General features: G+C 67.8%; 23 protein-coding genes and 4 pseudogenes. 19 read left to right on the top strand and 8 right to left on the bottom strand.

All coding sequences use genetic code 11. The features are described 5' to 3' along the window. Positions 1-256 (top strand): annotated as a pseudogene (locus NQU54_RS08215) (hypothetical protein); the annotation flags it as partial. Here the strand turns inward: NQU54_RS08215 and NQU54_RS08210 are convergent. Then, on the bottom strand, positions 173-1351 hold the full coding sequence (locus tag NQU54_RS08210) for an RsbRD N-terminal domain-containing protein (protein ID WP_257630476.1): 1179 nt from the start codon (positions 1349-1351) through the stop codon (positions 173-175). The pseudogene NQU54_RS08215 and the gene NQU54_RS08210 sit on opposite strands and share 84 nt — an antisense overlap. A gap of 129 nt (positions 1352-1480) precedes the next feature. Here NQU54_RS08210 and NQU54_RS08205 point away from each other — a divergent pair, with 129 nt between their 5' ends. From NQU54_RS08205 to NQU54_RS08175, 7 genes are all read left to right on the top strand, one after another. Then, on the top strand, positions 1481-5074 hold the full coding sequence (locus NQU54_RS08205) for an indolepyruvate ferredoxin oxidoreductase family protein (RefSeq protein ID WP_257630475.1): 3594 nt from the start codon (positions 1481-1483) through the stop codon (positions 5072-5074). 340 nt (positions 5075-5414) lie between these two features. After that, complete coding sequence (locus NQU54_RS08200; protein ID WP_306278474.1) at positions 5415-7502, top strand: acetoacetate--CoA ligase; 2088 nt, start codon at positions 5415-5417, stop codon at positions 7500-7502. A 163-nt stretch (positions 7503-7665) separates the two neighbouring features. Further along, positions 7666-8199: a helix-turn-helix domain-containing protein gene (locus tag NQU54_RS08195; RefSeq protein ID WP_257630473.1), complete on the top strand. Its 534-nt coding sequence runs from the start codon at positions 7666-7668 to the stop codon at positions 8197-8199. Between the two features lie 50 nt (positions 8200-8249). Beyond that, positions 8250-8591 (top strand): hypothetical protein, encoded by a 342-nt coding sequence (locus tag NQU54_RS08190; protein ID WP_257630472.1) that lies wholly within the window; start codon positions 8250-8252, stop codon positions 8589-8591. 26 nt (positions 8592-8617) lie between these two features. Then, positions 8618-9208, top strand: coding sequence for a TetR/AcrR family transcriptional regulator (locus tag NQU54_RS08185; protein ID WP_257630471.1), 591 nt, complete (start codon positions 8618-8620; stop codon positions 9206-9208). A gap of 87 nt (positions 9209-9295) precedes the next feature. Continuing rightward, entirely contained in the window at positions 9296-9841 is a 546-nt protein-coding gene (locus NQU54_RS08180) for a VOC family protein (protein WP_257630470.1), read from the top strand. Next, positions 9838-11493, top strand: coding sequence for an FAD-dependent monooxygenase (locus NQU54_RS08175; protein WP_257630469.1), 1656 nt, complete (start codon positions 9838-9840; stop codon positions 11491-11493). Before NQU54_RS08180 ends, NQU54_RS08175 begins: the two co-directional genes overlap by 4 nt. Before the next feature lie 35 nt (positions 11494-11528). On the opposite strand, the gene NQU54_RS49725 is transcribed toward NQU54_RS08175, so the two are convergent. From NQU54_RS49725 to NQU54_RS08155, 4 genes and pseudogenes are all read right to left on the bottom strand, one after another. Beyond that, positions 11529-11876 carry a transposase gene (locus NQU54_RS49725; RefSeq protein WP_257630487.1) on the bottom strand — a complete coding sequence of 116 codons (348 nt, stop codon included), beginning with the start codon at positions 11874-11876 and terminating at the stop codon, positions 11529-11531. Continuing rightward, positions 11876-12103, bottom strand: a complete 228-nt coding sequence (locus tag NQU54_RS49720) for a transposase (RefSeq protein WP_257630488.1) — start codon at positions 12101-12103, stop codon at positions 11876-11878. The genes NQU54_RS49725 and NQU54_RS49720 overlap by 1 nt, the downstream gene beginning before the upstream one ends. After that, positions 12100-12360: a helix-turn-helix domain-containing protein gene (locus NQU54_RS08160; protein WP_257630468.1), complete on the bottom strand. Its 261-nt coding sequence runs from the start codon at positions 12358-12360 to the stop codon at positions 12100-12102. Before NQU54_RS08160 ends, NQU54_RS49720 begins: the two co-directional genes overlap by 4 nt. A 55-nt stretch (positions 12361-12415) precedes the next feature. After that, positions 12416-12836 (bottom strand): annotated as a pseudogene (locus NQU54_RS08155) (IS5 family transposase); the annotation flags it as partial. Positions 12837-13024: 188 nt separating this feature from the next. On the opposite strand from NQU54_RS08155, the gene NQU54_RS08150 reads away from it, so the two are divergent. Further along, positions 13025-13876 carry a fumarylacetoacetate hydrolase family protein gene (locus NQU54_RS08150; protein WP_257630467.1) on the top strand — a complete coding sequence of 284 codons (852 nt, stop codon included), beginning with the start codon at positions 13025-13027 and terminating at the stop codon, positions 13874-13876. Between the two features lie 9 nt (positions 13877-13885). After that, a pseudogene (locus tag NQU54_RS08145) lies at positions 13886-14164 on the top strand (formylglycine-generating enzyme family protein); the annotation flags it as partial. Here the strand turns inward: NQU54_RS08145 and NQU54_RS50515 are convergent. Beyond that, positions 14102-14808, bottom strand: a pseudogene (locus NQU54_RS50515) (transposase); the annotation flags it as partial. The pseudogenes NQU54_RS08145 and NQU54_RS50515 sit on opposite strands and share 63 nt — an antisense overlap. A gap of 323 nt (positions 14809-15131) precedes the next feature. On the opposite strand from NQU54_RS50515, the gene NQU54_RS08135 reads away from it, so the two are divergent. The 4 genes from NQU54_RS08135 (at position 15132) to NQU54_RS08120 (ending at position 17929) form a co-directional block, all read left to right on the top strand. Beyond that, positions 15132-15608 (top strand): NAD(P)/FAD-dependent oxidoreductase, encoded by a 477-nt coding sequence (locus NQU54_RS08135; RefSeq protein WP_308408470.1) that lies wholly within the window; start codon positions 15132-15134, stop codon positions 15606-15608. A 254-nt stretch (positions 15609-15862) separates the two neighbouring features. Further along, positions 15863-16720, top strand: coding sequence for an IclR family transcriptional regulator (locus tag NQU54_RS08130; RefSeq protein ID WP_257630466.1), 858 nt, complete (start codon positions 15863-15865; stop codon positions 16718-16720). A 106-nt stretch (positions 16721-16826) separates the two neighbouring features. Continuing rightward, positions 16827-17357, top strand: coding sequence for a Gfo/Idh/MocA family protein (locus NQU54_RS08125; RefSeq protein WP_257630465.1), 531 nt, complete (start codon positions 16827-16829; stop codon positions 17355-17357). Then, positions 17330-17929, top strand: a complete 600-nt coding sequence (locus tag NQU54_RS08120) for a Gfo/Idh/MocA family protein (protein WP_372505820.1) — start codon at positions 17330-17332, stop codon at positions 17927-17929. The genes NQU54_RS08125 and NQU54_RS08120 overlap by 28 nt, the downstream gene beginning before the upstream one ends. Before the next feature lie 70 nt (positions 17930-17999). Here the strand turns inward: NQU54_RS08120 and NQU54_RS08115 are convergent, their stop codons facing one another. After that, positions 18000-19454, bottom strand: a complete 1455-nt coding sequence (locus NQU54_RS08115) for a glyceraldehyde-3-phosphate dehydrogenase (RefSeq protein ID WP_257630463.1) — start codon at positions 19452-19454, stop codon at positions 18000-18002. A gap of 208 nt (positions 19455-19662) precedes the next feature. On the opposite strand from NQU54_RS08115, the gene NQU54_RS08110 reads away from it, so the two are divergent. Beyond that, positions 19663-20751: a DUF2855 family protein gene (locus tag NQU54_RS08110; RefSeq protein WP_257630462.1), complete on the top strand. Its 1089-nt coding sequence runs from the start codon at positions 19663-19665 to the stop codon at positions 20749-20751. Positions 20752-21045: 294 nt separating this feature from the next. Further along, positions 21046-22878, top strand: a complete 1833-nt coding sequence (gene asnB, locus NQU54_RS08105; RefSeq protein ID WP_257630486.1) for an asparagine synthase (glutamine-hydrolyzing) — start codon at positions 21046-21048, stop codon at positions 22876-22878. 86 nt (positions 22879-22964) lie between these two features. On the opposite strand, the gene NQU54_RS08100 is transcribed toward asnB, so the two are convergent. Further along, entirely contained in the window at positions 22965-23624 is a 660-nt protein-coding gene (locus tag NQU54_RS08100; protein WP_257630461.1) for a TetR/AcrR family transcriptional regulator, read from the bottom strand. A 171-nt stretch (positions 23625-23795) separates the two neighbouring features. Between NQU54_RS08100 and NQU54_RS08095 the strand changes: the two genes are divergently transcribed. Genes NQU54_RS08095 through NQU54_RS08085 form a run of 3 tightly spaced genes read left to right on the top strand, consistent with a single transcriptional unit; the run spans position 23796 to position 26211 of the window. Continuing rightward, entirely contained in the window at positions 23796-24425 is a 630-nt protein-coding gene (locus NQU54_RS08095; protein WP_257630460.1) for an MSMEG_1061 family FMN-dependent PPOX-type flavoprotein, read from the top strand. 33 nt (positions 24426-24458) lie between these two features. Next, positions 24459-25367 carry a PDR/VanB family oxidoreductase gene (locus tag NQU54_RS08090; protein ID WP_257630459.1) on the top strand — a complete coding sequence of 303 codons (909 nt, stop codon included), beginning with the start codon at positions 24459-24461 and terminating at the stop codon, positions 25365-25367. A gap of 52 nt (positions 25368-25419) precedes the next feature. Continuing rightward, complete coding sequence (locus NQU54_RS08085; protein ID WP_257630458.1) at positions 25420-26211, top strand: siderophore-interacting protein; 792 nt, start codon at positions 25420-25422, stop codon at positions 26209-26211. Positions 26212-26264: the final 53 nt, after the last annotated feature.

Genomic DNA, 26264 nt, shown 5'->3' with positions numbered 1-26264 from the left:
GACCAAGGTCCGGCCCGGCAACCCGTATCTCAAGGGCGCCCTCGGCCTCGCGGCGTTCGGCGCGGTCAGAACCAAGGACACCTACCTGCTACGACGGGTTTCCGCTGTGGGCGCGCCCCGCAAGGTCGCCGAGCGCCGGCTCAAGGAGGTCCTGGCGAACCGGGCCAGCATCCTAGCGCAACCCTTCTGGGGGCAGATCTTCGGGACCTCCCGGGGGGTGCTGGTCGGCCATTCGGCAGGCGACCAGGGAGTGTGAGAGTCCCTTGAAGGTGCGGGGGTCGAGGCCGGTGAGGTGTGTCCATCTGGCTAGCCGGTAGGTGACCGTGTTGGCGTGCAGGTGCACAGCCTTGGCGGTAGTGGCTATCGACATGTCCGCTGCGGCGAAGGCGCGGACGGTTTCGGCGATGTGTGGGTGGGTCTGAGACGCCTTGATCGCAGCTTGCAGCAGGTCGCGCAAAGGTCGGCTGCCGGCGATGACGAGCGACTCCAGCCAGGTCTCCGCGAATCTTGCTGTGGTGGCGGTCTCGGTCGTGCTGGTCAGCGCCAGGTGGGCGTCGGTGAGGCTTTGGAGTGCGCCGCTGAGTCCGTGGCGTGCGATCCCGATCCCCAAGCGACCGTTTCTCAGTTCTTGCGCTATCAGGTCAGCGAAAGCTTCGGGCTCGGATGGCTGGGCGAGGACCTCAACTCTTCCTTCGTCAGCGGCCCGGACGACGAGATTCACGGCCGCCGAGCTGAGGGCGGAGACGGCCTCGTAGGAGACGTCGGGCTCGTGGGGGCCTGGAAGCCAGACACATCCGACGAAGGTCCCCGAGGGATCGAGGTCGAGCCGATGAGCGGCCAGTGCTGCCTCGGTGTGGGTGTTCGGATCCTTGAGCAGTTCGAGAAACTGGTGTGCCAGCGTGATCCGGCCGGCGTCGATGTCTCGCGCCACACGGCTATGTGCCCGCGCCATGACCTCCGTGGTCCGGCTGGTTGCCGCAAACATCAGACGTCCGAGCTCAGGCATCAAGGTGGTCGTCGCGGTCGTCGCGCGTGCAGCGACCAAGTCCCAGATGTGCTGGTCCCCCGCCTGATAGGCAGCGATCACGGCGTCGATGGGGATGCCTTGCACAGCGCGTTGCGCGGCCAGATCGCCTGCGGCCGCGAGCTCGCCCGCATTGAGTGCTCGACGCTCCGACAGGGCTGCCAAACGGATGCGAAGCTGCTGGGCTACGTGAGTCATGTGCTCGTGCTTCGGTACGGCGGCGTACGCCGAGATCGACTCGCGGATCGAGTCGACCACGTCCGACGACGCTGTGGGCAGCTCCTCGAGCAGCTCGTTGCAGAGCTGGCGCACAGCGAACCAATCCATGGATGATTGGTGAAAATCACCACTCACACCGACACCCGCTCGCTCTTTTGACGACAATTCCCGATTGATTGTATGCCGTGTTCCCGTACATGCTGGGGATATCACAGTTCGGCATAGGACGGATGGCATATGGATGCGGTTGCAAACGATGCTGCGCGCGCATCGGATGGCCGGGGGAGGAGTCCCCTGGAGGATCGTTACGACCTGAGGGAAGGCACCGTCCGGCTCAGCGGTATGCAGGCGCTGGTGCGACTTCCACTGGACCAGCGGCGGCTCGACGAGAGTCGTGACCTCAACATCGGGATCTTCATCTCCGGATACGAGGGCTCACCCCTAGCCGGTTACGACCTGCAACTGACCCGCCAGGGTAGGCGGCTCGCCGATCATCGCGTGGTGTTCTCGCCCTCGGTCAACGAGGAGTTGGCGGCAGCCGCGGTGCAGGGCACCCAGTTCGCGGCCGCCTCGCCCGAGCGCATCGGTGATGGGGCGGTCGGGATCTGGTACGGCAAGGCGCCCGGCCTGGACCGTGCCACCGATGCCATTCGCCACGGCAACCTCGTGGGGACCCATCCTCGAGGCGGCGTGCTGGCGCTTGTCGGCGACGACTCGATTGCGAAGTCGTCCACTGTGCCGAGCGGTTCGGAGGCGGCGATCGCCGAACTCGGCATGCCGTGTCTGTCCCCGTCAGACCCTCAGGACATTCTCGACTTGGGACTGCACGGCGTCGCGATGTCTCGCGCCTGCGGCCTCTGGGTGGCGATGAAGCTCGCCACCAATGTGGTGGACGGTTCCCAGGAGGTGCGACTCGATCCGAGCCGGATCAAACCGGTCGAGCCGGATCGAACCTTCGGCGCGGAGACCTTCGAGCACACCGTGACAGCGCAGCTGCTCCAGCCGACCCTCGGTCGGCTGGAGGCGACCCAGGTGCGCCAGCGGCTGGAGCTCGCACGCCGCTATGCCGCCGTCAACGGCCTCAACAGAATCGAGGGCGACCCGGAGGCGACCCTGGGGATCGTGTGCGCCGGTGCCACCTATCGCGAGGTCCGTCAGGCGCTCTCCGACATGGGAATCGGCGCCGACGCCATGGCGACCGGTGGCCTGCGCGTGCTGAAGCTGGGCCTGATCAACCCGCTCGAGCCGGCCATCGTCACCTCGTTCTCCGAAGGACTGAGCGAGATCCTGGTCATCGAGGAGAAGAAGGCATTCATCGAACTCGCTGTCAAGGACCTGCTCTACGGAGCGCAGAACCCGCCCCGCATCCATGGCAAGCGAGACGAGGACGGGACGGAGCTCTTCCGCGCCGACAGCGATCTGCCGGCCGACTACATCGCCGCACGGCTCGCGCCGCGCATCATCGCCCACGGTGGCAGTGCGTCGGCGCAGGAGTGGCTGGACCGGCAGCGCTCTGCGAAACGGGTGCCGACGCTGCTGCCGATTCTGCCGCGTACGCCGTACTTCTGCTCAGGATGCCCCCACAACCGTTCAACTCAGGTTCCCGACGGCGCGCTGGTGGGTGGAGGCATCGGCTGTCATGCTCTTATCACGTTGCTTCCCGAGGAACGGGTCGGCACGAGCATCGGCCTCTTCGCCATGGGCGGGGAGGGCGCCCCATGGACGGGCATGTCCCCGTTCGTGTCCCACGACCACATCTTTCAGAACCTCGGCGACGGGACCTATCACCACTCCGGCTCACTGGCGATCCGGGCCGCGATCTCCAGCGGCACGAACATGACCTACAAGTTGCTTTACAACGACACCGTGGCGATGACCGGGGGCCAGGACGCGGTCGGGAAGATGCCGGTGCCACGGCTGACCGAGGAGCTCCTTGCCGAGGGCGTCAAGCGGGTGGTCATCACGAGCGATGCTCCCAAGGCGAGCCGCCGGGCGTTCGGATGGCGCCTGCCGAAGAAGGTCAGCATCCGGCACCGGGACGAGCTGATCGAGGTCCAAGAGGAACTGGCCGCAGTGCAAGGCGTCACCGTCCTCATCCACCACCAGGAGTGCGCGACGGAACTGCGCCGCAAGCGCAAACGGGGGCTCGTCGAGTCACCACCGCAGCGCATCGTTATCAACGAGCGTGTCTGTGAGGGCTGTGGGGATTGCGGGGATAAGTCGAACTGCCTCTCGGTGCGGCCGGTCGACACGGTGTTCGGCCGCAAGACTCAGATCCACCAGGCCTCCTGCAACCTCGACTTCTCCTGCGTCAAGGGAGACTGCCCGTCTTTCGTCGAGGTGGTCCCTCGCCGCACGAAGAAAACGGCGAGGGATACGGCGAAGAGCCCTGAGAGTGCCGCGAGCCCCAATGTCGTCGGTGCCGTCGGTGTCTCGCGCCTACCCGATCCCGTGGCCGTCGTCGGAGCCGAGAACTTCAGCATCCGCCTGACCGGCGTCGGTGGGACTGGAGTCGTCACGGTCGCTCAGGTGCTTGCCGAGGCGGCGCATCATGTCGGGCTCAAGGTCACCGGACTCGACCAGCTGGGTCTCGCACAGAAGGGTGGGGCGGTCATCTCCGATCTTCGGATGTCGTCTGCCGATCTGGAGGGCAGCAACAAGATCGGCTCACGCGGATGCGACCTCTATCTCGGACTCGACATCCTGGTCGCCGCGTCCCAGGCCAATCTGGAGGTCACCTCCGCCGAGCGGACCTATGCGGTGGTCTCAACCTCGATCATGCCGACCGGGGCGATGATCACCGACCCCCGCGCCTCGTTCCCCGAGCGGCAAGAGCTGATCGACCGCATCGAGTGGGCGGGACCGAAGGCGGAGAACGTCTTCGTCGATGCCCGTGCAGAGCTGCGGGGAGTGCTTGAGGGGGATCAGTACGCCAACGTCTTCCTCCTGGGTGTCGCCGTGCAGGCCGGGCTTCTCCCGCTCCCCCCTTCCGCTATTGAGTGGGCGCTCGGCGTGAACGGGGTTCAGGTGGCGGCCAACCGCGAGGCCTTCCGCCATGGCCGTCGTTTCGTGGTCGACCGCCCGGAACGCGCCGCCGCGGAGGGCGCTCACGGGATTTCCCGCCAGGAGGTGGATGCCGCCGGCATCGCTGCACTCGTTGGCGACACCGGCAGCGCTGCCCTGTGCGAGATCGTGCGCCGCTGTGTCAGCGAGCTCATCGCCTACCAGAACCCTCGCTACGCCCGAGGCTACGCAAGTGCCGTGGAGCGGATGCGAGTTGCCGAGGCCGGCGCCCTGGGAACGACTCAGATCACCGAGGACTATGCACGCCAGTTGTACAAGGTGCTGGCCTATAAGGACGAGTACGAGGTGGCCAGGCTCTCCTTGGCCCCGGCGCTCAAGCAGCGGATCGACGAGCAGTTCGGCGCGGGGTCGCGCTACTACTATCTGCTGCATCCGCCGATCCTGCGCGCGCTTGGGCTGAAGCGGAAGATCCGGCTCAATGCATGGTGGGCCACCTATGCCTTCCAGGGCCTGTACGCGATGCGTGCTCTTCGTGGCACTCCCTTCGACGTCTTCGGTCTCGGAAAGGTCAGGCGCGCCGAGCGCGCGTTGATCGCGAACTACACCCATGCTGCCGACACCGCGGCCGCCGTGCTCAGTCCGAGCACCGCCGACGTGGTCGCCGAGCTCGTCTCACTGCCCGAATGGGTCCGTGGTTACGAAGGGATCAAGCTGGACTCGCTGCAGACCTACTACGACCGGCAGGACGAGCTCCTCAGCCGGCTCCCGGCAGATTCTTCCTCCGCCGTGACGGCACGGCATCGCTGAGGCCAGTGCCGACTACCAGCAGCCCTCTCTCAACATGTCCGGCCAACCGGACGTCAGCCCGACGGTCGAGCCGTCGGCCACGGCCCCATCAACGTGAGAAAACATCGTGACATCGCATCACCTCGTCCAGGACCGGTCGCAGTCGGCCGGTACCGCCTGGCCGATGAGCACTCGTGTGTGACCTTCAGGGGCAGGTCGCTCGGGCTCCTCCGCCTCAGCAGCCGGACGACTCTCGACCGGACCCAGTACGACGTCTCGGCCAACCGGTTGGGAATGGTCTCCGACTCGGTCCTGGTCCAGGCCGACCTGGCGTTTCGGAAGCTGGGTCACTGAGCCCCCCATGGCCCCGCCGGTCAGGGGCACCCCGGCCGGAGTCACACCGTCTTTGGAAACGCCCTCGCGAAAGGCAGCACACATCATGCAATCAGTACCAGGGTCGACGACGCCCCCGGTCACGTGGCGACCTACGGGCGACCAGGCCGCCCATTCCCGGCTCGCGCACTTCCTTCGGTGGGTGCGTGAGAACCGTGGGGTCCAGGTCACGACCTATCGGGAGGCCTGGGACTGGTCGGTGAACGACCTGTCGGGGTTCTGGGATGCCGTGCGGGAGTACTTCGAGGTCATCGGCGTCGGCTTCGAGAGCCCCGCCTTGACGAAGAGCACCATGCCGGGCACGGAGTGGTACCCCCACGCGCGGCTGAACTTCGCCGAAAACGTGTTGCGCCACGCCTCGAACCCGGCGTTCGCCGACGCGGCCGCCATCATCGACCTCACCGAAGACAACGAGGAGACGCGCCTCAGCTGGCGAGAGCTCAGCGATCAGGTGGCCGCACTGGCCGACGTGCTGCGTGAGTTCGGTGTCGGGCCGGGCGACTCTGTCGGGGCCATCCTGCCCAACATCCCCGAGGCGATCGTCGCCCTGCTGGCCACTGCCGCAGTCGGCGCCGTCTGGACGGTCAGCTCGCCAGAGCTGTCCGCACGTGCGGCGCTCGACCGAATGACCCAGATCAAGCCGAAGGTGCTGATCGGGGCCGAGTCGTATCGCTTTGGAGGCAGAGATATCGACTGCACCGACAGGCTCGAACAGGTGCGGGCTGAGCTGCCATGGGTCCTTCAGACGATCCTGGTCTCCCGATCCGAGCGGTCGGAGCATGCGAGCCGTGGATGGACCGACTTCAGCTCGCTGGCGGCCGGGCACGCCGAGCCACGCTACGAACGCGTCGCATTCGACCACCCGTTGTGGGTTCTCTTCTCCTCCGGAACGACGGGTCTGCCCAAGGGGATCGTGCACGGGCACGGCGGGATCATGCTGGAGTCGCTGAAGTGCGGAGCGCTCAACAACGACGTGGGGCCGGGCGACATCTACTACGTCGCAGCCAACACCGCGTGGATGGTGTGGAACCTGCTCGTGTCCAACATGGCGTGCGGTGCGGCCGTGGTGACCTATGCCGGATCGCCGATCTATCCCAAGGTCGATCGCCAGTTCGAGATCCTGGCACGCACAGCAGCGACACAGTTCGCCACGGGGGCTGCCTACCTCACCCGCGTGCAGCAGGAGGGCTGCGTTCCGGGGGAGGAGTGGGACCTCGGCTCGCTCGCGCAGATCCTCTCGACGGGCTCACCGCTGCCGGACTCCACATGGGCATGGGTTCACGAGTCGGTCAAAGCCGACGTCCATCTCGGCTCATCCTCCGGCGGCACAGAGATCTGCAGCGCCTTCGTCGGCTCGAACCCGCTTGAGCCGGTCCACCTGGGAGAGCTGCAAGGCCCGGCCCTCGGTGTCGCGGTCGAGTCCTGGAACGACGCCGGAGAGCGGGTCGTGGGGGAGGTCGGTGAGCTGGTGATCAAGCATCCGATGCCCTCCATGCCACTGCGGTTCCTCAACGATGACGACGGCTCTCGCTACCGGGACGCCTACTTCACACAGTTCCCGGGCGTCTGGGCCCACGGCGACTGGATCACCGAGACTCCGCACGGCGGATTCGTGATCCACGGCCGTAGTGATGCCACGCTCAACCGCTCCGGAGTGCGGTTTGGAAGCGGCGACATCTACGGCGCCCTCGAAGATGTGCCCGAGGTCGTCGACGCGCTCGTGGTGGGGGTCGAGCACGGCAACGGCGACTATGACATGCCCCTGTTCGTCGTCCTCGCGCACGGGCATGAGCTCGATGAGGCACTGCGCGAGCGCATCCGCACCAGCATTCGACGCACCGCATCGCCACGCCACGTCCCCGACGAGATCATCGAGGCTCCCGGCGTGCCCATGACCCACACAGGCAAGAAGGCAGAGGTCCCGGTTAAGAAGCTGCTGCGCGGGATTTCACCAGACGTCGCCGTCTCGCGCGGCTCTCTGGTCGATCCCGATGTCGTCGACTGGTATGTCGCCTACGCGCAGCAGCGCGTCTCCGAGCGCGCCACCGCGAACTAGGCCGCATCGGTGGTGCAGGTCCGGCCGGGTCGCCGCTCAGCCGGCAACTGCGCTTTTACCCAGCCCGCTGCCGGAGCGCTGTCCGCCTGGCTCCTACCCGCCCCAGCCAGACCACCCCAGGCTGAGCAGAACCTAGTGGCGTGTCGCGCTGCTTAGTTATGGTATGTCCGGTTGGGAGGTTGGTGTCTGGCAGATTCCTTCCCCTTCGCCCGACAGGACTGTTGTCATGCGTTCGCAGAAGAAGTGGCCGGTCAGGCTGACTGTGCGGGATCGCGAGGAGTTGGTCCGGGTGACCACGGCAGGTGTTCGCGGAGCCTCGGTGATCATGCGTGCGCGGGTGCTGCTTGCGCTGGATACCTCGGTGGGTGAGGTGGATTCCAAGGAGGTGATCGCAACCCGGCTCGGCGTCTCTGGTGAGACGTTGCGGCTGGTCGCCAAGCGCTTCACCGAGACCGGCGGCGATGTTCATGCCACGATCGCGCGGAAGAAGCGCGACCTGCCGCCGGTGCCCTCGCCGGTGACCGGTGAGGTCGAAGCCCGGCTGATCGCGATGGCGTGCTCCCAGCCACCCCAGGGCTATGCGCGGTGGTCGCTGCGGCTGCTGGAGAAGCACGTCGCGCTGGTCGAGGACATCCCTGATCTGGACCACTCCACCATCGGGCGGGTCTTAAAAAAACGGAACTGCGCCCTCACCTGAAGAAGTGCTGGACCATCCCGCCTCGAGTAAACGCGCAGTTCGCGGCCCGGATGGAAGATGTGCTGGCCGTCTATGCCAGGCCCTATGCCCCGGCACGTCCGATGGCATGCATGGACGGGAAGCCATTCGAACCAGAAGAGGCCTTCGCCCTGGCGCAAAGCCTCGAGACCCACCACACGCCCGAACACGGGGCATGGCTCAACATCGCCGAGACCGAACTCTCCGCGCTGACCAGGCAATGTCTCGACCGCCGGATCGGCGACCTCGACGCACTCAACACCGAACTCTCAGCCTGGCAGAACGCCACCAACACCGACCAGCGTCAGGTGGACTGGCAGTTCACTACCCACGATGCACGCATCAAACTGTGCCACCTCTACCCCAAACATTAGTCGCGACAGTCTATTAGCCTGAGTGCATGCCGAAGAACAGCCAGGAGATCCCCCACGCCGAACGCAGGGCAAAGGTGCTTGACGAGGCGGTCCGACAGTTCGCCAGCAGTGGCTATCGCGCCACCAGCATCACGGCGATCGCGAAAGCGCTCGGGCTCTCCTCTGCAGCCGTCCATTGGTACTTCCCCTCCAAGGACGACCTGTTCGCCGAAGTGCTCACGACCATGTTCCACGCAGCCACCGAGCGGGCCTCCGTCGATCCTGAGTCGAGTGGTGACCCACGTGCCGAGCTCATCAGCGTCCTCGTCGAGCTGGACCCGCACAAGACGCTTGTCCGAGAGGCCTACGAGCGCCTGAACTCCTCATCGACACTGTATGCGGCGTACGCCGAGATGCTGGGGTGGGTCGACACGCGGCTGATCCAGGCCATCTCCCGGCGGGTGCCCGACGATGCCGACGTCGATCTCTTGGCCGACACCGCCCATGTGCTCTTGGAGGGCCTCCTGGTCAGCGTGCGGAAGATCGACCGTCCCATCGCCGACATGATCGACCTCTTGATCGATCCGCTTGCGGCCGCAGCGGCCGCGCGCTCGCGAGCGGTCGACACGATCTCTTGACTGTGAGCCGGGCCTCATGACACTCTCTTAACTCTCAATTAAGAGAGTGTTCGTCACGTCCGTGACGCTGCATGAGAGGAAGCCTCCATGGCCTCACCTGCCAAGCTCGCTCACGTCGTTCTGCGTACCGGCGATCTGCAGACGATGATCGACTGGTACATCGACGTTCTGGACAGCCGCGTCGTCTACGCGAACGACTCCCTGGCCTTCCTTACCTACGACGAGGAGCACCACCGCGTGGCGCTCTTCAACGCGGGTGCTACCGAGCGGCCCACCCCAGCGCACTCGGGGCTGGAGCATGTCGCCTTCACCTACTCCGAGCTCGGCGACCTTCTGGACAACTACCAGCGACTCAAGGCCGCCGGTACGACGCCCTTCTGGAGCATCAACCACGGCACCACGACGTCGCTCTACTACAGGGACCCCGACGGTAACCAGATCGAACTCCAGATCGACAACTTCGACACCGACGAGGAGCTGGAGGCGTTCTTCAACTCGGGTGCGTTCGCAGCCAACCCGATCGGCGTGGAGTTCGATCCCGACGAGCTCCACGCGCGTCTGAAGGCCGGTGAGCCCAAGAGCGAGCTGATCAAGCAGACCGGCCCGGCGGCGACCCTGGGCCAGGACCGATGAGCAGCTCCGTCGGTGCCCCGGTACTGATCGTCGGCGCCGGGCCGGTGGGCTTGGCCACCGCCTACGTCTTGGGTCGCTACGGCGTGGCGAGCCTGATCTGCGAGAAGTACGACAGCGTCAACCCGCATCCCCGTGCCCATGTGGTCAACACCCGGTCCATGGAGATTTTCCGAGACTGGGGCATCTCGGACGTCATCCTCGCTGAGTCCGTTGGTCCCGCCTGGGGCAACGTGGTGTGGAAGCACACCTTCGCCGGAGAGGAGCTCGGGCGGATTCCACTCGCCCTCGATGACGTAGCGCACTTCGAAAGCGTCTCGCCTGTAGCAACGACATCGTGTGCCCAGGACCGAGTCCAGCAGACTCTCCTGAACGCGCTTCGCGAGCAGGGGATCGCCACGGTGCGCTACGGGGTTGAGGTCGTGGAACTCCAGAACTACGAGAGCGGGGTGTCTGCGAAGCTCCGCTCCGCGGACGGTACCGTCGAGACCGTGACGGCACAGTACGCCGTGGCCGCCGATGGCGCCTCGGGCACGCTGCGCACGGGGCTGGGTATCGAAATGGACGGGGTTCCGGAGTTCGGCCGGCAGATCAATGTCTACTTCCATGCCGATCTCTCGCCGTGGACTGACCGAGACCCTGCCCTGCTCGTGTGGCTGCTCAACTCCGCCGCCCCGGGCGGAATCATCGGCATGGACGGCAAGCGTCGGTGGACCTATAACTTCGGTTACGACCCGGAAGTCGAGACTCTTGCCGACTACACCCCGAAGCGGTGTGCCGATCTGATGCGTCAGGCCCTCGGCATCGACGACATCGAGATCGAGGTCAAGTCCATCGGCACATGGCGGCTGGCCTCGCAGATCGCACGGCAGTACCGCCAGGGCAACATCTTCCTGGTCGGGGATGCGGCGCATCAGTTCCCGCCCACCGGCGGAATGGGGATGAACACCGGCATCGCCGACGCCGACAACCTGGGCTGGAAGCTGGCCGGAGTGCTCGCCGGCTGGGCGCCGGAGTCCCTGTTGGACACTTATGAGGCCGAGCGTCGTCCGGTGGCCCAGAGCAACGCCGAGTTCAGCGTCGGCAATGCCGTGAAGATGGACGAGTGCGGGCTGGGCACCAGCACGGCGGCGATCGCCGACCTTCTGGAGAGCCAGGACCCAGATGTGGCAGCGGCCGAGCGGGCTCGTCTTGCCGAGGCGATCCCCCGCCAGCGCGATCACTTCGGCTCGATCGACCAGGAGATCGGCTACACGTATGGCAGCGACGGGCCGCCCGTCGCCCCCATCTACCCCCGCTCTCACGGAGTCGAGGGTGGACGCCCTCCGCACCGCTGGATCAGCCGATCGGGGCAGAGAGTCTCTACCCTCGACCTGATCACACGAGGATTCACGCTGATCGGGGCCCCATCTGGGCGGCACTGGCTCGAAGCCCTCGACCGGGTCGCCGGCGACATCCCTTGTCTCCCGCTCCTCATGGGCCGCGACCTTGACACCGGCGACGAGGATCCGTTCGGCGTCGGCGAGAACGGTGCCGTTCTGATCCGTCCCGATGGGCACATCGCGTGGCGAGCGCCCTCGGAATCGGCCAGCCCGGAGGAGGATCTCTCGCGCACGCTGCAGACGACGTTCGGTGCGATCCGGGTCGGGCGATAGCCCAGACGTCCAGCAGCACTCTACTGAGGTTTTCGTTAGTTCTGTGGTGGTTGAATATGGATCGTCAGTCCCGTGTGGGCGAGGAAGGACCACGGGAGTTGTTCATCGGAGGAGACCCGGCGGATGCCGCGTTCGACGGTGTCGGCGACATCGGCGAGGCGGTCGCCGGCGAGGTTGGCCAGCTCGCGTGTTTTGATCGCCGACCACAGCAGTTCCACCGGGTTGAGTTCGGGCACGTAGGCGGGCAGCCGCTCCAGTGTCAGCCAGTCCTGTCCGGCCGCCCAGGCGCGCATGTCCCGGCTCCGGTGCGCGGACAGTCCGTCCCACACCAGTACCACCGGCTCGCCGGCGTAGAACGCTCCAACCTGCTCCAGAACCTGGATCAGCGTGGCGGTGTCGTAGCTGCCCGGCTTGAGGTGGAAGCACCGTCGCGGACCGTGCTGGCGTCGGCGGCGTGGTATCCCGGCGCGGCGGCCATCGAGGCGCGTTTCCAGTTCAGCCGGTGCCGGAGCGTGGGGGTACGGCCGCGGGGCGCGTAGGTGCGAGGCACTTGTGGGAGCAGCGGTACGCCCGACTCGTCGAAGAACATGATCCAGGCACGTTTCTTCACCGCCCCCTTTTGATGCGTGGCCACTCATGGGTGACCCATCGGGCGATCTCGGACTCGTCCCGCTCGACCGCCCGGCGCTGGGGACGCCGCGGACTCCACCCCAGCCGCCCGGTCAGCAGCCGCCACACCGACGCCCCTGCCAGCTTCACCCCACTCACCCGCTCAACCACCAGACCAACCCGCTCCAAGGTCCATAAATCAGCCTCGAACCCGTGCGCCTGGACGCCCTGTTCCCACTGGCGCTTCCATCGCTGCACGCTCTCGGGACCCCTACACCCACAGAACTAACGAAAACCTCAGTAAGAGACCATCTCATTTGGTGAGTCTGCGGTGGCAGATGAGGGTGCAGGAGATGCTGGTGCAGCGAGGAAATGGATGGCCTTGCGTTCGTAACGGCCGTGGAGGCGGCGGCATCCCGCGAGCCAGGCCATGGTGCGTTCGATGGTCCAGCGGTGGCGTCCCAGCCGCTGGGAGGACTCGATGTCTTTGCGGGCAATGCGGTGCCGGATGCCGCGGCTGCGTACTAACCATCGGCGCAGGTGGTCGTAGTCGTAGCCCTTGTCGCCGTGGAGTTTGGCGGGCCGTCGCTGGCGGGGGGTCCGCGGCGGGAGCGGATGGGCGGGATGCCGCGCACGAGCGGCTCCAGGGCCTGGCTGTCGCGCAGGTTTGCGCCGGAGATCCCGACAGAGAGGGGCAATCCAGTGTGCTCGGTGATCAAGTCGGTCTTCGAGCCGTACGTATCAGCGCTTCCGGCACCACGCGTTGGAACGGCTCCCACAGCTCATTCGGCGCCAACCGCTCAACGATCCCCACGCCAGCAGGCTGTCGAACACGCCAAATGAGTGACAGGCGCGCGGTCCACGGAGACCCATGGTCTCCAGCCGGCACGAAACTTGAAGGACCTGAGGGAGATACGAGGCTATGCGGATCTACACCACCGAACGAGGTATCGCCAAGGAGACGGAGCCGGGCAGGCTGGACCTGCTCGACCTTCCCCACGCCGACCTCAAAGAGCTGCTGCTCGGACCCGGACTGCAGGCCGTGCGGGATGCGCCGGTGACCTCCGCTGTAGCGCTCAACGGCGTGCGGGCACTCGCTCCGGTGGCGCGTCCGGGCAAGATCCTGATCATCGGCTACAACTATCCCAGCCACGGCGACGAGGTTCGCGAGGCACGTGGTGACGTGCACCTGCCGGAGGAGCCGAACTTCCAGATTGCGGCCGGTACGGCCATCGCCGCGCCCGGTGCGTCCATCGTCCTTCCCGCGGTGGCCAACGCGAAGGTTGACTACGAGGGCGAGGTTGCTGTGGTGATCGGCCGAGCGTCCAAGGAGATCTCGATCGACCAGGCTTGGGATCATGTCGCCGGCCTCACCGTGGTCAACGACGTTTCCGCACGCGACATTCAGGCCAGGGCGATGGCGGGGGACCTCACGGCCTCGATCGGCACGGCCAAGAGCTTCGACAGTTTCAAACCGCTGGGTCCGTGCCTCGTCACCGCCGACGAGTTCAGTGCGCAGCCAGACCTGCGACTGATCACCCGCGTCAACGGAGAGGTGCGACAAGACGACCGCACCGGCACCTTCGTCCACAGCATCTCCGAGATCGTCTCCTATCTCTCCTGGTTCATGACGCTCGAGCCGGGCGACGTCATCTGCACCGGAACTCCCCGAGGGGTTGGGTTCTTCTCCGGACGGTTCCTTCAGGAGGGCGACGAGATTGAGATCGAGGTCGAGCGGATCGGATGCCTCCGCAACCACGTCGGGTCGGCGTGACATCGTCCCATGAAGGGCTCAGCAGTGATGGCGCACCCGCGACGGACCTTCAAGGAGATGAAGGCGATACCTGGCGGGACGTACTGGATGGGGTCAGACGACTTCTGTCCCGAGGAGCGACCCAGTCACCGCGTCCGGGTCGACGGGTTTCTGATCGACACACACCCGGTGACGGTCGGAGCCTTCCGCAGGTTCGTCGAGGAGACCGGCCACGCGGTTGGTGCGTCAAGCGGCCTGGGCGAGAACTTCTGCGGACAGCTGGCTGGGGAATGCCTTCGACTCGTCGTAGGGCTCCCGGTGCTGGAGGCAGAAGTAGAGCATCCCCATGAACCGGTTGAACAGGTTGCGCTGCGCGGCGGTGGGCCGGTCCCCGGCCTTCCGTCGCCGGTCGTAGTGGGCTCTGGCGCCGGGCGACTTCGTCAAGGAGGAGAAGGCCCAGATGTAGCCGACGGCGGCCAGCCGCTGATTCTTGACCTTGCGGCTCAGCACCACGCAGCTCTTTCCGCTGGCTCTGGTGACCGGCGCGCTCCCCGCGTACGCCTTCAGCGATCCAGCACATTCGAACCGAGCCCGGTCGTCGCCGATCTCGGCCAGGATCCGGGCCCCGGATAAGGAGCCCAGGCCCGGGAAACTCGTGTAGATCGGCGCGTCGGGGTGCGCGTCGAAGACTTCGGCGCAGGCGGCTTCGAGCTCGTCGGCGTTGATGCACGCGGCGTCCAGTTGCCGTAGCAGCGCAAGGTCTGCCGACCGAAAGCTGCTTCGACCTGGGGAAGGTGGTGCATGTAGGCGCGGCGGAAGATCTCGTAGAGCCGGTCGGCCTCGGCTTCGATGCCGCGGACGCGGCCGGCGCGTTTGAGCAGGGACCGCGGCTGGCGGCGTGTGAGCTGGGCGGCCTCCGTGGGTGTCGGGGCGGACGCCAGGATGGTGCGGGCCTCGGAGTCATCGGCCCATCCCAACTGGCCACCGCATCCGGGGACCTCGCCGCCCGCTACGCCCACGCCGCCCGCACCACAAGACCAGAGACCGACGGACTGCCCGTGGTCCGCAGCGGCCGGGGGACGGCCGTACGGGCCGGGGCCGTCGTGATCACCGGTGGCGTGGGCACCTTCACTCCCCGCCCGCTCCCGGCCGGGGAGGACTTCCTCGGCCGCGGCCAGGTGTACTTCGTACCCGACCCCGCCGCCCACACCGGTCAGGACGTGGTGGTCGTCGGCGGTGGCGACAGCGCCTTCGACTGGGCGGCCCTGCTGGCCCCGTGGCGCGCTCGGTCCGCCTGGTGCACCGCACCGCGCGGTTCCGCGCCCACCGCGCGTCGGTGGAGAAGGTCAGGGCGCTCGGCATCGGCATCCTCACCGACTCCGAGGTGACCGGCCTGTACGGCGCGGCGCGGCTGGAGGAGGTCGAGATCCGCCACCGCGTCACCACGGACGTCCACCGGCTCCCGGCGCAGACCGTGGTGGCGGCCCTCGGCTTCCTCGCGGACCTCGGCCCGCTGCGGGAGTGGGGCCTCACCCTGCGGGCGCGCCGGATCGCCGTGGACACCCGTATGGCCACCAGCCTCCCCCGTGTCTTCGCGGCAGGCGACACCACCGACTACCCGGGCAAGGTGCGCCTGATCTCCGTCGGCTTCGGCGAGGCCGCCACCGCCGTCAACAACGCCGCCACGGTCATCGACCCGGAGGCGGCGCTGCACTCCACCGGGTTGATGTACAGCTTGCGCCCGCCCTCGTAGGACCGGAAGGCGGACCCCGAGCACCGCGCCGACAACCGGCGGTTCTCCGCGGACGTCCTGCCCGGCCGGGACGCCCCGCTGGGCACCCCCGGCGGCGCCGGTCCGGTCGGCCCGCTGGGGGTCGACACGGCCCTGGTGGAGGGCCGATGAGCGGATCCCCGGCCGCGGAATCGGGCGGGCCCCCGGCGAATTCTCACCACTCACACCATTCCTACCAGGCAAAAAGATCTCTATATTGGCCATCCTCAGATCTCATGGCGGCCTTGGTCGAAACACACCGGCGGGCGAGGAGGGCATGTCGTGACGACCGCGGCGGTACCCGTGGCAACGGCGAGGAGGCCCGGCCGGACGGGCGGTCCCCCAAGTCCGTGCTCGGTAAGGCCGGGCTCATCCTGTCGGCCTTCGGCGACGGCGACCTCTCCCTCAGCCTCACGGAGCTCACGGCGCGCACCGGGGTCGCCAAGGCCACCGTGCACCGGCTGTGCCAGGACCTCGTCGCCTGCGAACTGCTGGAGCGGGACGGCTCCCACTACCGGCTCGGCCTGCTGCTGTACGCGATCGGTCTGCGCGCGCCCCGGCAGCGCACCCTGCGCCACGCCACGCGGCCGCTCCTGGAGAACCTCGCGCAGGCCCTCGACAGCCCCGTGAGCCTGTCCGTGCCCAACGGCAGCGACCTGCTGTGCATCGACAACGCAGGCCGCCACCGCAACCGGGCCGGTGCCACGGTCGGCGGGCGGCTGCTCCAACTGCACAGCACGGCCCCGGGAAAGCTCACCCTCGCGCTGCTGCCCGACCAGTACCCACTGGCGCGGCCGGCTCCCCGCATGCGCCGGATGACCGCCCGCACCCTCACCGCCGACCGGCTCCCGGTGGAACTCCTGCGCATCCAGGAACAGGACTACGCCACCGACTTCGAAGAACACCGGCTCGGCTACTCCGCGGTGGCCGTGCCGGTGCGCGGACCGCATGACGGCGCCTATCTGGGCGCCCTGTCGGTCGTGGCCGCCACGGCACGCCACAACCTCCCCCGCACACTGACGGCGCTGCGGACCGCCTCGGAGGCCGTCACCACCCGTCTCGCGGTGATCGAGGCGTACCGCGCCGAGCCGTAGCCCCTCAGCCGACCGGCGGCCGGGCCGTCCCCGCTCGCCGAAGACGTCCAGGTGGCGAGGGCCACCGGGCATTCCGTGCACCACTCCTGGGAGAGGAATCACGGCCATGGCCGAACAGACTTATCGCATCGGCATCCTGGGCAGCGGCAACATCTTCGGCCGGTATGTCACCGGTCTCGCCCGCTACCCGGAGCTGAACATCGTGCGGGTGGGCGACATCGATGTGGCACGGGCGAAACGGGGGGCCGCCGAACATGCCATCCCCGCCTGGGGCGATGACGCGGCGCTGTACGCCGACGACTCGGTGGACATCGTGGTCAACCTGACGCCGCCGGTCCACCACGCCCGCACGACCGTCACCGCCCTGGAGGCGGGCAAACACGTCTACGTCGAGAAGCCGTTGGCCACCACGGTCGCGGACGGCGAAGCGGTCCTCGCGACGGCCTCCCGCACCGGGCGCGTCCTCGGCTCCGCGCCGGACACCTTCCTCGGCAGCGCCGCTCAGACGGCGCGCAAGGCGATCGACTCGGGCCTGATCGGAACGCCCATCGGCGCGTCCGCCTTCATCGGGCACAGCAAGCCCGAACCTGGCACCCCGATCCGGCCTTCCTGTTCCAGCCCGGAGGCGGCCCGGTGATGGACATGGGCCCGTACTACCTGGCCGCGCTCGTCAACTGCCTCGGCCCCGTCGCCACCATCTCCGCGGCCGGCCGCATAGGCGTACCCGAGCGCACGGTCACCGCGCCCGGACGGACCGTCGACACCGTCGAGGTCACCGTTCCCACCCACACCGGAGCCGTGCTCACCTTCGCCTCGGGCGTCATCGCCACATGCCAGATGAGTTTCGACGTCTGGCACAGCGAACTGCCGTACCTCGAGATCTACGGCAGCGAGGGCACCCTCTCGCCGGCCAACCCGAACCACTTCGACGGAGATGTGCGGGTCCGGCGGCATGGGGACGGCGACTGGACGGTTCTGGAACCGGCGCTCGAACTCTTCGGCGCCGTCGGCACCCCCGAGCAGGCCCGCCGCGGGCTCGGCGTCCGCGACCTCGCGAACGCCGTCGAGGGCGGCCCGCACCGCGCCAACGCCGCCTTCGCCTTCCATGTGCTCGAAGCGCTCTGCTCGCTGGAGGGCTCCGCCCGGCAGGGCCGGTCCGTGACGCTGACCAGTACATGTGAGCGCCCCCGGGCGCTGTTCACCGCCTGACGCCCGACCGCCCCCGCCCCAGCCCCCGTGGCAGCGGGGAGCGTGGGACGGGGGCCGTCGTCGTCCGGTGTCAGACCACCGGGGCCGGGTAGGTCGGGTACTCCACGCCGGAGACGTGCTGGACGACGCGGATGACCTGGCAGGAGTAGCCGAACTCGTTGTCGTACCAGAGGTAGAGGATCGCGTTGTCGCCCTCGACCTTGGTGGCACCCGCGTCCACGATCGAGGCGTGGCGCGAGCCGATGAAGTCGTTGGAGACCGCGTCCGGGGCGCTGGTGAAGTCGATCTGGCGCTTGAGCGGCGAGGTCAGGGACACCTCCCGCAGATAGTCCAGGACGTCCTCACGGGTGGTCTCGCGCGCGAGGTGCAGATTGAGGATCGCGATCGAGACATCGGGCACCGGGACACGGATCGAACTGCCGGTGATCTTCGCTTCGAGGTCGGGCAGGGCCTTCGCGACGGCGGAGGCGGCACCGGTCTCGGTGATGACCATGTTCAGCGGTGCCGAGCGGCCACGGCGTTCGGACTTGTGGTAGTTGTCCAGCAGGTTCTGGTCGTTGGTGAACGAGTGGACGGTCTCCACGTGGCCGCGCAGAACGCCGTACTCGTCCGCCATCGCCTTCAGCGGCGGGACGATCGCGTTGGTGGTGCAGGACGCGCAGGACAGGATCCGCTCATCGGGCTTGATGGTGTCGTGGTTGACGCCATGGACGACGTTGGGGACGTCGCCCTTGCCCGGCGCGGTCAGCACCACCTTGTCGATCCCGGGGCGCAGATGCTTGGACAGCCCTTCGCGATCGCGCCACTTGCCGGTGTTGTCGATGAGGATGGCGTCCTTGATGCCGTACGCCGTGTAGTCCACCGACGTCGGGTCGTCGGCGTAGATCACCTTGATCTCGTTGCCATTGGCGACGATCTTGCTGTTCGCCTCGTCGACGGTGATCGTGCCCTGGAACTGACCGTGGATGGAGTCGCGGCGCAGCAGCGAGGCGCGCTTGACGAGATCCTCCGCGGCCCGGCCGCCGCCCCCGCGCACGACGATGGCGCGCAGCCGCAGACCGTTGCCGGACCCGGCCTTCTCGATGAGGAGCCGGGCGACCAGCCGGCCGATGCGGCCGAACCCGTAGAGGACGACATCACGCCCCTCACGGCACTCGATCTTGTTGACCCCGGTGGCCCCGGCGACGGCCTCGGTGGTGAACTCCCCCACCGAAAGACCGCGGTCATCCGCCCGGTACAGCTCGGCGAGTATGCCGATGTCGATCTGGGAGGGGCCGAGGTCGAGCGCGGTGAGCGCCAGGAGGAACGGCAGGGTGTCGGTGACCGAGAGTTCCACCCCGGCGATCTGACGGGCGAATCGGTGGGTCTTGAGGATGCTGACGACCGACTTGTTCACCAAGGAGCGGCTGTGCAGCAGGACGGTGACGTCCCGCTCCCGGTGCAGCTTCCCGATGAGGGGGATCATCGACTCCGCGATCTCCTCGCGGTGCTTCCAGTTGGTGAACGAGTCCTCGTTGAGAGTCACAAGTTTATCTTTCGAGCTAGGTGGCGCTCATATGCTAGCCCCCCAGGTCACAGGGGCATCCGGCACCCCGATTCCACCCATCCGGACACGCCCGGAGGCCCATCACGGGGCCGCCGACCCGGCCGGGGCCGCGTGTCGTCCGCCCGGCCGCCGACGCCAGGACATATACTTGCTGAACGACACGCAAGTAAAGAAGGGCTGGACCGCCATGGCTTCCTCAACAGCGTGGGATCTGCTCGTCCGGCGGGACAATCTGACCGCGTTCGAATGCGTACCCGCCGATCCGGCGCCGCTGGAGCCGGGTACCGCGCGGCTCGCGGTCGAGCGCATAGCGCTGACCGCCAACAACGTCACCTACGCCCATCTGGGCGAGCGCGCCGGATACTGGACCGCGTTCCCCGCCCCCGAGGGCTTCGGACGGATCCCGGCCTGGGGCTTCGGGGTGGTCGAGGAGACGGCGCATCCCGAGGTGAGCGTGGGCGAGCGGTTCTACGGGTACTTCCCGCTCTCGACCCATCTGACCGTGCACCCCGCCCCCAGCGCCACGGGCTTCACCGACACGGCGCCGCACCGGCGCCGGCTGCACGACTTCTACAGCGACTATCGGAGGGTGGGGCCGTACGAGCCGTCCGACGATCTGCGCACGGCCCTGCGGCCGGCGTATCGCTCATCGCTGCTGCTCGCCGGGTCCGTGACGGCGGCCACCGATCGGCGGCCGCTCTCCGTGGTGGTCTCCAGCGCCTCGAGCAAGACCGCGCTGGGGCTCGCGGAGCGGCTCGGCGCCGAGTCCGATGTGGTCACGTACGGCCTCACCTCACCGGCCAACCGGGCCTTCGTGGACGCCACGGGGTGCTACGACGAGGTGCGCCCCTACACCGCCGTGGCGGAGCTCGATCCGGCCGGGCCCGCGGTGTTCGCCGACCTCACCCGCAATCAGGACGTGGTGTCGGCCGTGCACCACCGGCTGGCCGGGCGGCTCATCCGCTCCATCCTGGTCGGCGGCACCCACGCCTCCCGGCCACTGGATCCCGCGGGGCTGCCGGGCCCCGCACCGGAGCGCTTCTTCGCCCCGAGCGCCGAGGAGGAAGCCCGGCGGGCCGTGGGGGCAGGCGGAGCCGAGGCCCGCCGCCGCGAATACCAAGCCGCCGAGGAGCGTTTCACCGAACGGGCCGCCGACTGGTTCCGGGTGACGACCCGGACCGGGCCCGACGCCATGGCCGACGCCTTCCGGCAGCTGATCCAAGGGCCCGGGGACCCGGCCGCCGTGCGGGTAGTGCGCCCCGCCGCGGCGAGCTGAGGCCGCCGCGAAGCCGTAATCCGGTAAGGCGCAAGGGAACGCATCGGCTCCGCCATTTCGTATACGACCGGCGTTTTTCATTTGTGAATTGCGACGCGGATATCGACCGTAAAATGGGAACTTAGTGGGCGCTGCTTTTCGGCCAACGGCCATGGCGAAACTTACCATTAACAGGAATTTACCAGTGAGAAATACCACTCACCCGGGGGTGAGCGGACGGTAGCGATCCCCCTCCGGAGAGGTAGATGGTTTTCACAGGCAACTATCTCCCGCTGAGTGAAAGGGATGATCACTGTGTGCGGCATCACCGGATGGGTCTCCTACCGCCGCGATCTGACCTCGCACCGCCAGATCCTCGACACCATGACGGAGACGATGGCCTGCCGAGGCCCCGACGCGGCAGGGGCGTGGGTGACCGACCGGGCGGCGCTCGGCCACCGCAGGCTGGCCGTCATCGACCTGCCCGGCGGGGCGCAGCCCATGACCGTCGACACCGCCGACGGGCCGGTCAGCATGGTCTACTCCGGTGAGGCGTACAACTTCACCGAGCTGCGCGACGAACTGCGCCGCAGGGGCCATGGCTTCACCACCGACTCCGATACCGAGGTCGTGCTGCGGGGCTACGTGGAGTGGGGCGAATCCCTCACCGAGAAGCTGAACGGCATGTACGCCTTCGCCATCTGGGACTCCCGCACCGAGAAGCTGGTGATGATCCGGGACCGGATGGGCATCAAGCCGTTCTACTACTACGAGACCGACGACGGCGTCCTCTTCGGATCCGAGCCCAAGGCCATCCTCGCCAACCCGCTCGCCGCCCCCGAGGTCGGTCTGGACGGGCTGCGGGAGATCTTCGCCTTCGCCAAGACACCGGGCCATGCGATCTGGAAGGGCATGAAGGAGCTGCGCCCCGGCCATATCGCCGTCGCGGACCGCAACGGGCTTCGTGAGCAGGCGTACTGGCGTCTGGAGGTCTCCGAGCACACCGATGACCAGGAGGCGACCGTCGCCCATGTGCGGGAGCTCCTGGAGGACATCATCGCCCGGCAGCTCGTCGCCGATGTGCCCCGCTGCACCTTGCTCTCCGGGGGACTCGACTCCTCGGCGATGACCTCGCTGGCCGCCCGCAAGCTCGGCGAGCACGGCGAGACCGTCCGCAGCTTCGCCGTGGACTTCCCCGGACAGGCGGAGAACTTCCGCGCGATCGACGTGGTGCCCAGCGTCGACACACCGTATGTGCACGCCGTGGCCGAGCATGTGAAATCCGACCACCGGGACATCATGCTCGACGGCTCCGCCCTGTCCGACCCGGCCGTCCGGCGGGCGGCCATCGCGGCAAGGGATCTGCCCATCGGGCTCGGCGACCGGGACAACTCGCTGTACCTGCTGTTCAAGGCCGTTCGCGAACAGTCGACCGTGGCCCTGTCGGGCGAATCGGCCGATGAGGTCTTCGGTGGCTACCCGTGGTTCCACGACGAGCGGCGCGAGGCCGACACCTTCCCGTGGCTCGCCGGAGGACTGACGCTCGGCGACACCAAGAGCCTGCTCTCCCCGGAGCTCACCGAGAAGCTGGACCTGGACACCTACCTCCATGACCACTACCTCTCCGCCCTGGACGAAGCGCCTCTCAAGGACGGTGAGACCGGCCTGGAGAAGCGCATGCGGCAGGTGTGCTATCTGCATCTGACCCGCATGGTCAACACACTGCTCGACCGCAAGGACCGGATGAGCATGGCCGTCGGCCTGGAGGTCAGGGTGCCGTTCTGCGACCACCGCCTCGTCTCCTATGTCTTCAACACCCCCTGGTCGCTGAAGACATTCGACGGGCGGGAGAAGAGCATCCTGCGCGAGGCCACCCGCGATGTGCTGCCCGAGTCCGTGGCCAACCGCAAGAAGAGCGGTTACCCCGGCAGCTTCGACCCCGCCTATCTCTCCGCCATCAAACAGCAGGCGGGCGACCTCATCGCCTCGGGACACCAGGCCATGGAGCTGTGCCGTACCGAGACGCTGAAGGAGGCGCTCGCCGCACCGGCGGAGGCCATCACCAATCAGCAGCGCGCCACCATCGAACGCGCCCTCGACCTGGCGACATGGATGGACCTGCGCAAACCCACCATCACGGTCGACTGACACCCGCGGCACGACCGCGCCACCGGGACGGCGGACGGGCACCTGGACCCCACCAAGTGCCCGTCCGTCGTCGCGATGGCCCCGGATCAGGCGCCCTCTCGCGCGGGTCCTTCCGTGGCCGCGGCCGGTGCGGCCGTGAGGTAGCGGGTGAGCATCGCGACGAGTTCGTTCTCCAGCCGGGCGGTGTCCACGGAGTTGGGCGCCGCGATGAGCTGGTGGACGACGAGCTCGACCGTGGACACCACCAGCCGGGCGGCGACATAGGTGTCCTCGACCCGGACCTCGGGATGGCGCTCGAGCAACTCCCGGGTGTAGGCGATCCGGTCTCGCTCATGCCGGGCGATCTTCTCGAGCAACTCGGGTGTCCGTGGCCCCCGTTCCATCATGACGCGGAGCAACTGAGGGTCGTCCAGATGGTTCGCGATCACGGTGCGCGCGAAACCGCGCATGATCTCTTCGAGGGAGTCGGGCTGCTCTTCGTCCTGGCGGCTCTTGATGGCATCCCCTCCGGCATCGAGATGACGGATCAGCAGCTCGGCCAGGATCGCATCCTTGTTCGGATAGTACTGGTACAGCGATCCGATCGAGATCCGGGCGCGCTCGGCGATGCGATTGGTGGTCCCGGCGGCATAGCCGTACTCGGCGAAAACGTGAGCAGCGGCGGTGAGGATGCGCTGCCTGGTGAGCTCGGCCCGAGCCTGCCGTGGCTGTTTACGTGGCTGAAGTCCGCGACGGCCTGACGTCATGACCCCTCCTGCACGGCGCCTCGAATGCGAGTGGCGCGGGACCTGAGTAATTGCTCACAATAGTGCCATGAACTGCGGCGGAGCGGTGAGCCACCGTCGTCGGCAGGAAGGCGGGAGGCGACCGGCACGGGCCCCGCGCCCGCCGCCCCGCCCCTCCCGGAAGGAGTCTTCGTGACGCAGACCAGCACACGCCCCCGTCGGTTGTCGCCGGCCGAGGTGCGCGCCCGGCTCGGGGAGCCGGAAGCCATGGTCAAGGCCAAGATCCAGGACCGTATCGACGAACACTTCCGCCTCTTCATCGCCCACTCCCCCTTCCTGACCATGGCCACGGCGGACGCGGAGGGGCGCGCCGACTGCTCGCCCCGTGGCGACTACCCGGGGTTTGTGAAGGTCCTCGACGACCGCACACTCGCGATCCCCGACCGCCCCGGCAACAAGATCGCCGATTCCTTCCGCAACCTCGCCGAGAACGACGGGATCGGGCTGCTCTTCCTCATCCCCGGACTGCGGGAGACCCTGCGGGTCAACGGCCACGCCTATCCCACCGACGACCCCGGGGTACTCGCCCGGACGCAGATCGAGGCCAAGGAGCCGGTGCTGGCGATCGTCGTGGAGGTGGCGGAGGCGTACTTCCACTGTGGCCGCGCGCTGATCCGCTCCCGGCTGTGGGATCCGGCGAGCCAGGCGCTGGCCGACGAGATCCCGTCGGTCGGCGAGATCGCCGCCGCCCAATTCGGGATGGACTTCGATCCGATGGCGATCACACAGGCTCTCGAAGAGAGCTACCGGAAACTCTACTGACCCTGACCCTGACCACGCCACAAGGTGAATCCGATGCAACAGACCATCGTCGACCAGATCGAGCCGGTCGCCGACGACGTCGTCTCCCTCGTCCTGCGAGGCGCCACCGGCCCACTGGCGCCCTGGGAGCCGGGCGCCCATGTCGATCTGACGCTGCCGAACTGGCTGACCCGGCAGTACTCGCTGTGCGGAGACCCGGCGGACCGGGAGTCCTATCGCGTCGCGGTGCGGTACGACCGCCTCAGCCGGGGCGGTTCGGAGTACATCCACCGTTTCCTGCGCCGGGGCCGCGCCCTCGACGTATCGCTGCCGCGGAACCACTTCCCGCTCCTGCCCGCGCCGGAGTACCTCTTCCTGGCCGGTGGGATCGGCATCACCCCGATCCTGCCGATGCTGCGGGCGGCGGCCGCGTCGGACGTCCCGGTGTCGCTCGTGTACGTGGGGCAGTCGGTCGCGTCCATGCCCTTCGCGGACGGACTGCGGTCCGCCTACGGCGAGCGGGTGCGGATCGTCGCCACGCGGCAGCAGGGCAGGCCGGACCTCGCCGCACTGGGCTCCGCGCTGAACCCGGGTGCCGTGGTCTACGCCTGCGGTCCCGGACCGATGCTCACCGCGGCGGAGGCCGCGTTCCCCGCCGGGCGGCTGTACGCGGAGCGGTTCCGCCCGGCGCCCAGGTCATTCGCCCCCAACACGGAGTTCGAGGCGGTGTGTGCCCGGTCGGGGCGGACCGTTCAGGTGCCCGCGGACGAGTCGCTGCTGGACGTCCTGACCCACGCCGGATACGCCGTGCCGTCGGGCTGCCGCGAAGGTGTCTGCGGCAGCTGCGAACTGACCGTGCTCGACGGGGAGCCCGAGCACCGGGACGAGATCGGCGCCCTCGCGGGCCGCGTCTACGCCTGTGTGTCCCGCGCCCTGTCCCCACGGCTCGTCGTGGACCTGTGACCCGACGGCCGTCGGACCCGAACGGAAGGCCAGACCAGAGATGTTGCCCAAGATGCGCACACCCGAGTCACGGCGGATGATCACACTGGAGGTGCGCGGGACCACCAAACCGACCCCCGCCTTCTCGGTCATCACGCTCGGCGGTCCCGAGCTGGAGCATCTGAAGCCCATGGGCTTCGACCAGACCGTACGGCTGTTCTTCCCCCGCGAAGGGCAGGAGGGGCTGAGGATGCCGAGGCTCTCCAGCGAGGCGTGGATGGCGGAGTTGCTCCTCCTGCCGAAGTCCCGCAGACCCTGGGTGCGCAACTTCACCATCCGGCGCGCCCGGCCCGAACTCGGCGAAGTGGACATCGAGTTCGCCCTGCACGGCGACACCCCGGCCTCCACCTGGGCCCGGCGCGCCCGGCCCGGAGACCCGGCGGGCATCTTCGACATGGGCCTGACCTACCTGCCGCCGGCCCATGCCGAATGGCAGCTGCTCGCCGGGGACGAGAGCGCCGTACCGGCGATCCTCGCCATCCTCGAACACGCCCCCGCGTCACTGGTGGCGGAGGTCTTCCTGGAGGTGCCCGGGGCCGACGACATACGCACGGACATCACCGCTCCGGACGGTGTCCGGGTGCGGTGGCTGGCCAGGGACGGCGCGGACACCCTGCCCGGGAGCCTGGCCCTCGACGCGATCAAGGAGTCGGCGCTGCGCCCTGGCCGGTTCTACACCTGGGTCGCCGGGGAAGCCGGGCTGGCCACCGGGGTACGCCGCCACCTGGTGCGCGACCGCGGCGTACCGAAGCCGGACATCGCGTTCTTCGGGTACTGGCGGCACGGCCGCTCGAGCCCCGGCTGACCCCGGCCCCCGCCCTGGGCGAGCCCGATCCGCTCACCGCCGATGTGGCGAGG

Origin of the sequence: Streptomyces malaysiensis subsp. samsunensis (assembly GCF_024519315.1) — a bacterium.
Taxonomy (GTDB): Bacteria; Actinomycetota; Actinomycetes; order Streptomycetales; family Streptomycetaceae; genus Streptomyces; species Streptomyces malaysiensis.
This window is presented reverse-complemented; position numbering and strand designations above follow the sequence as displayed.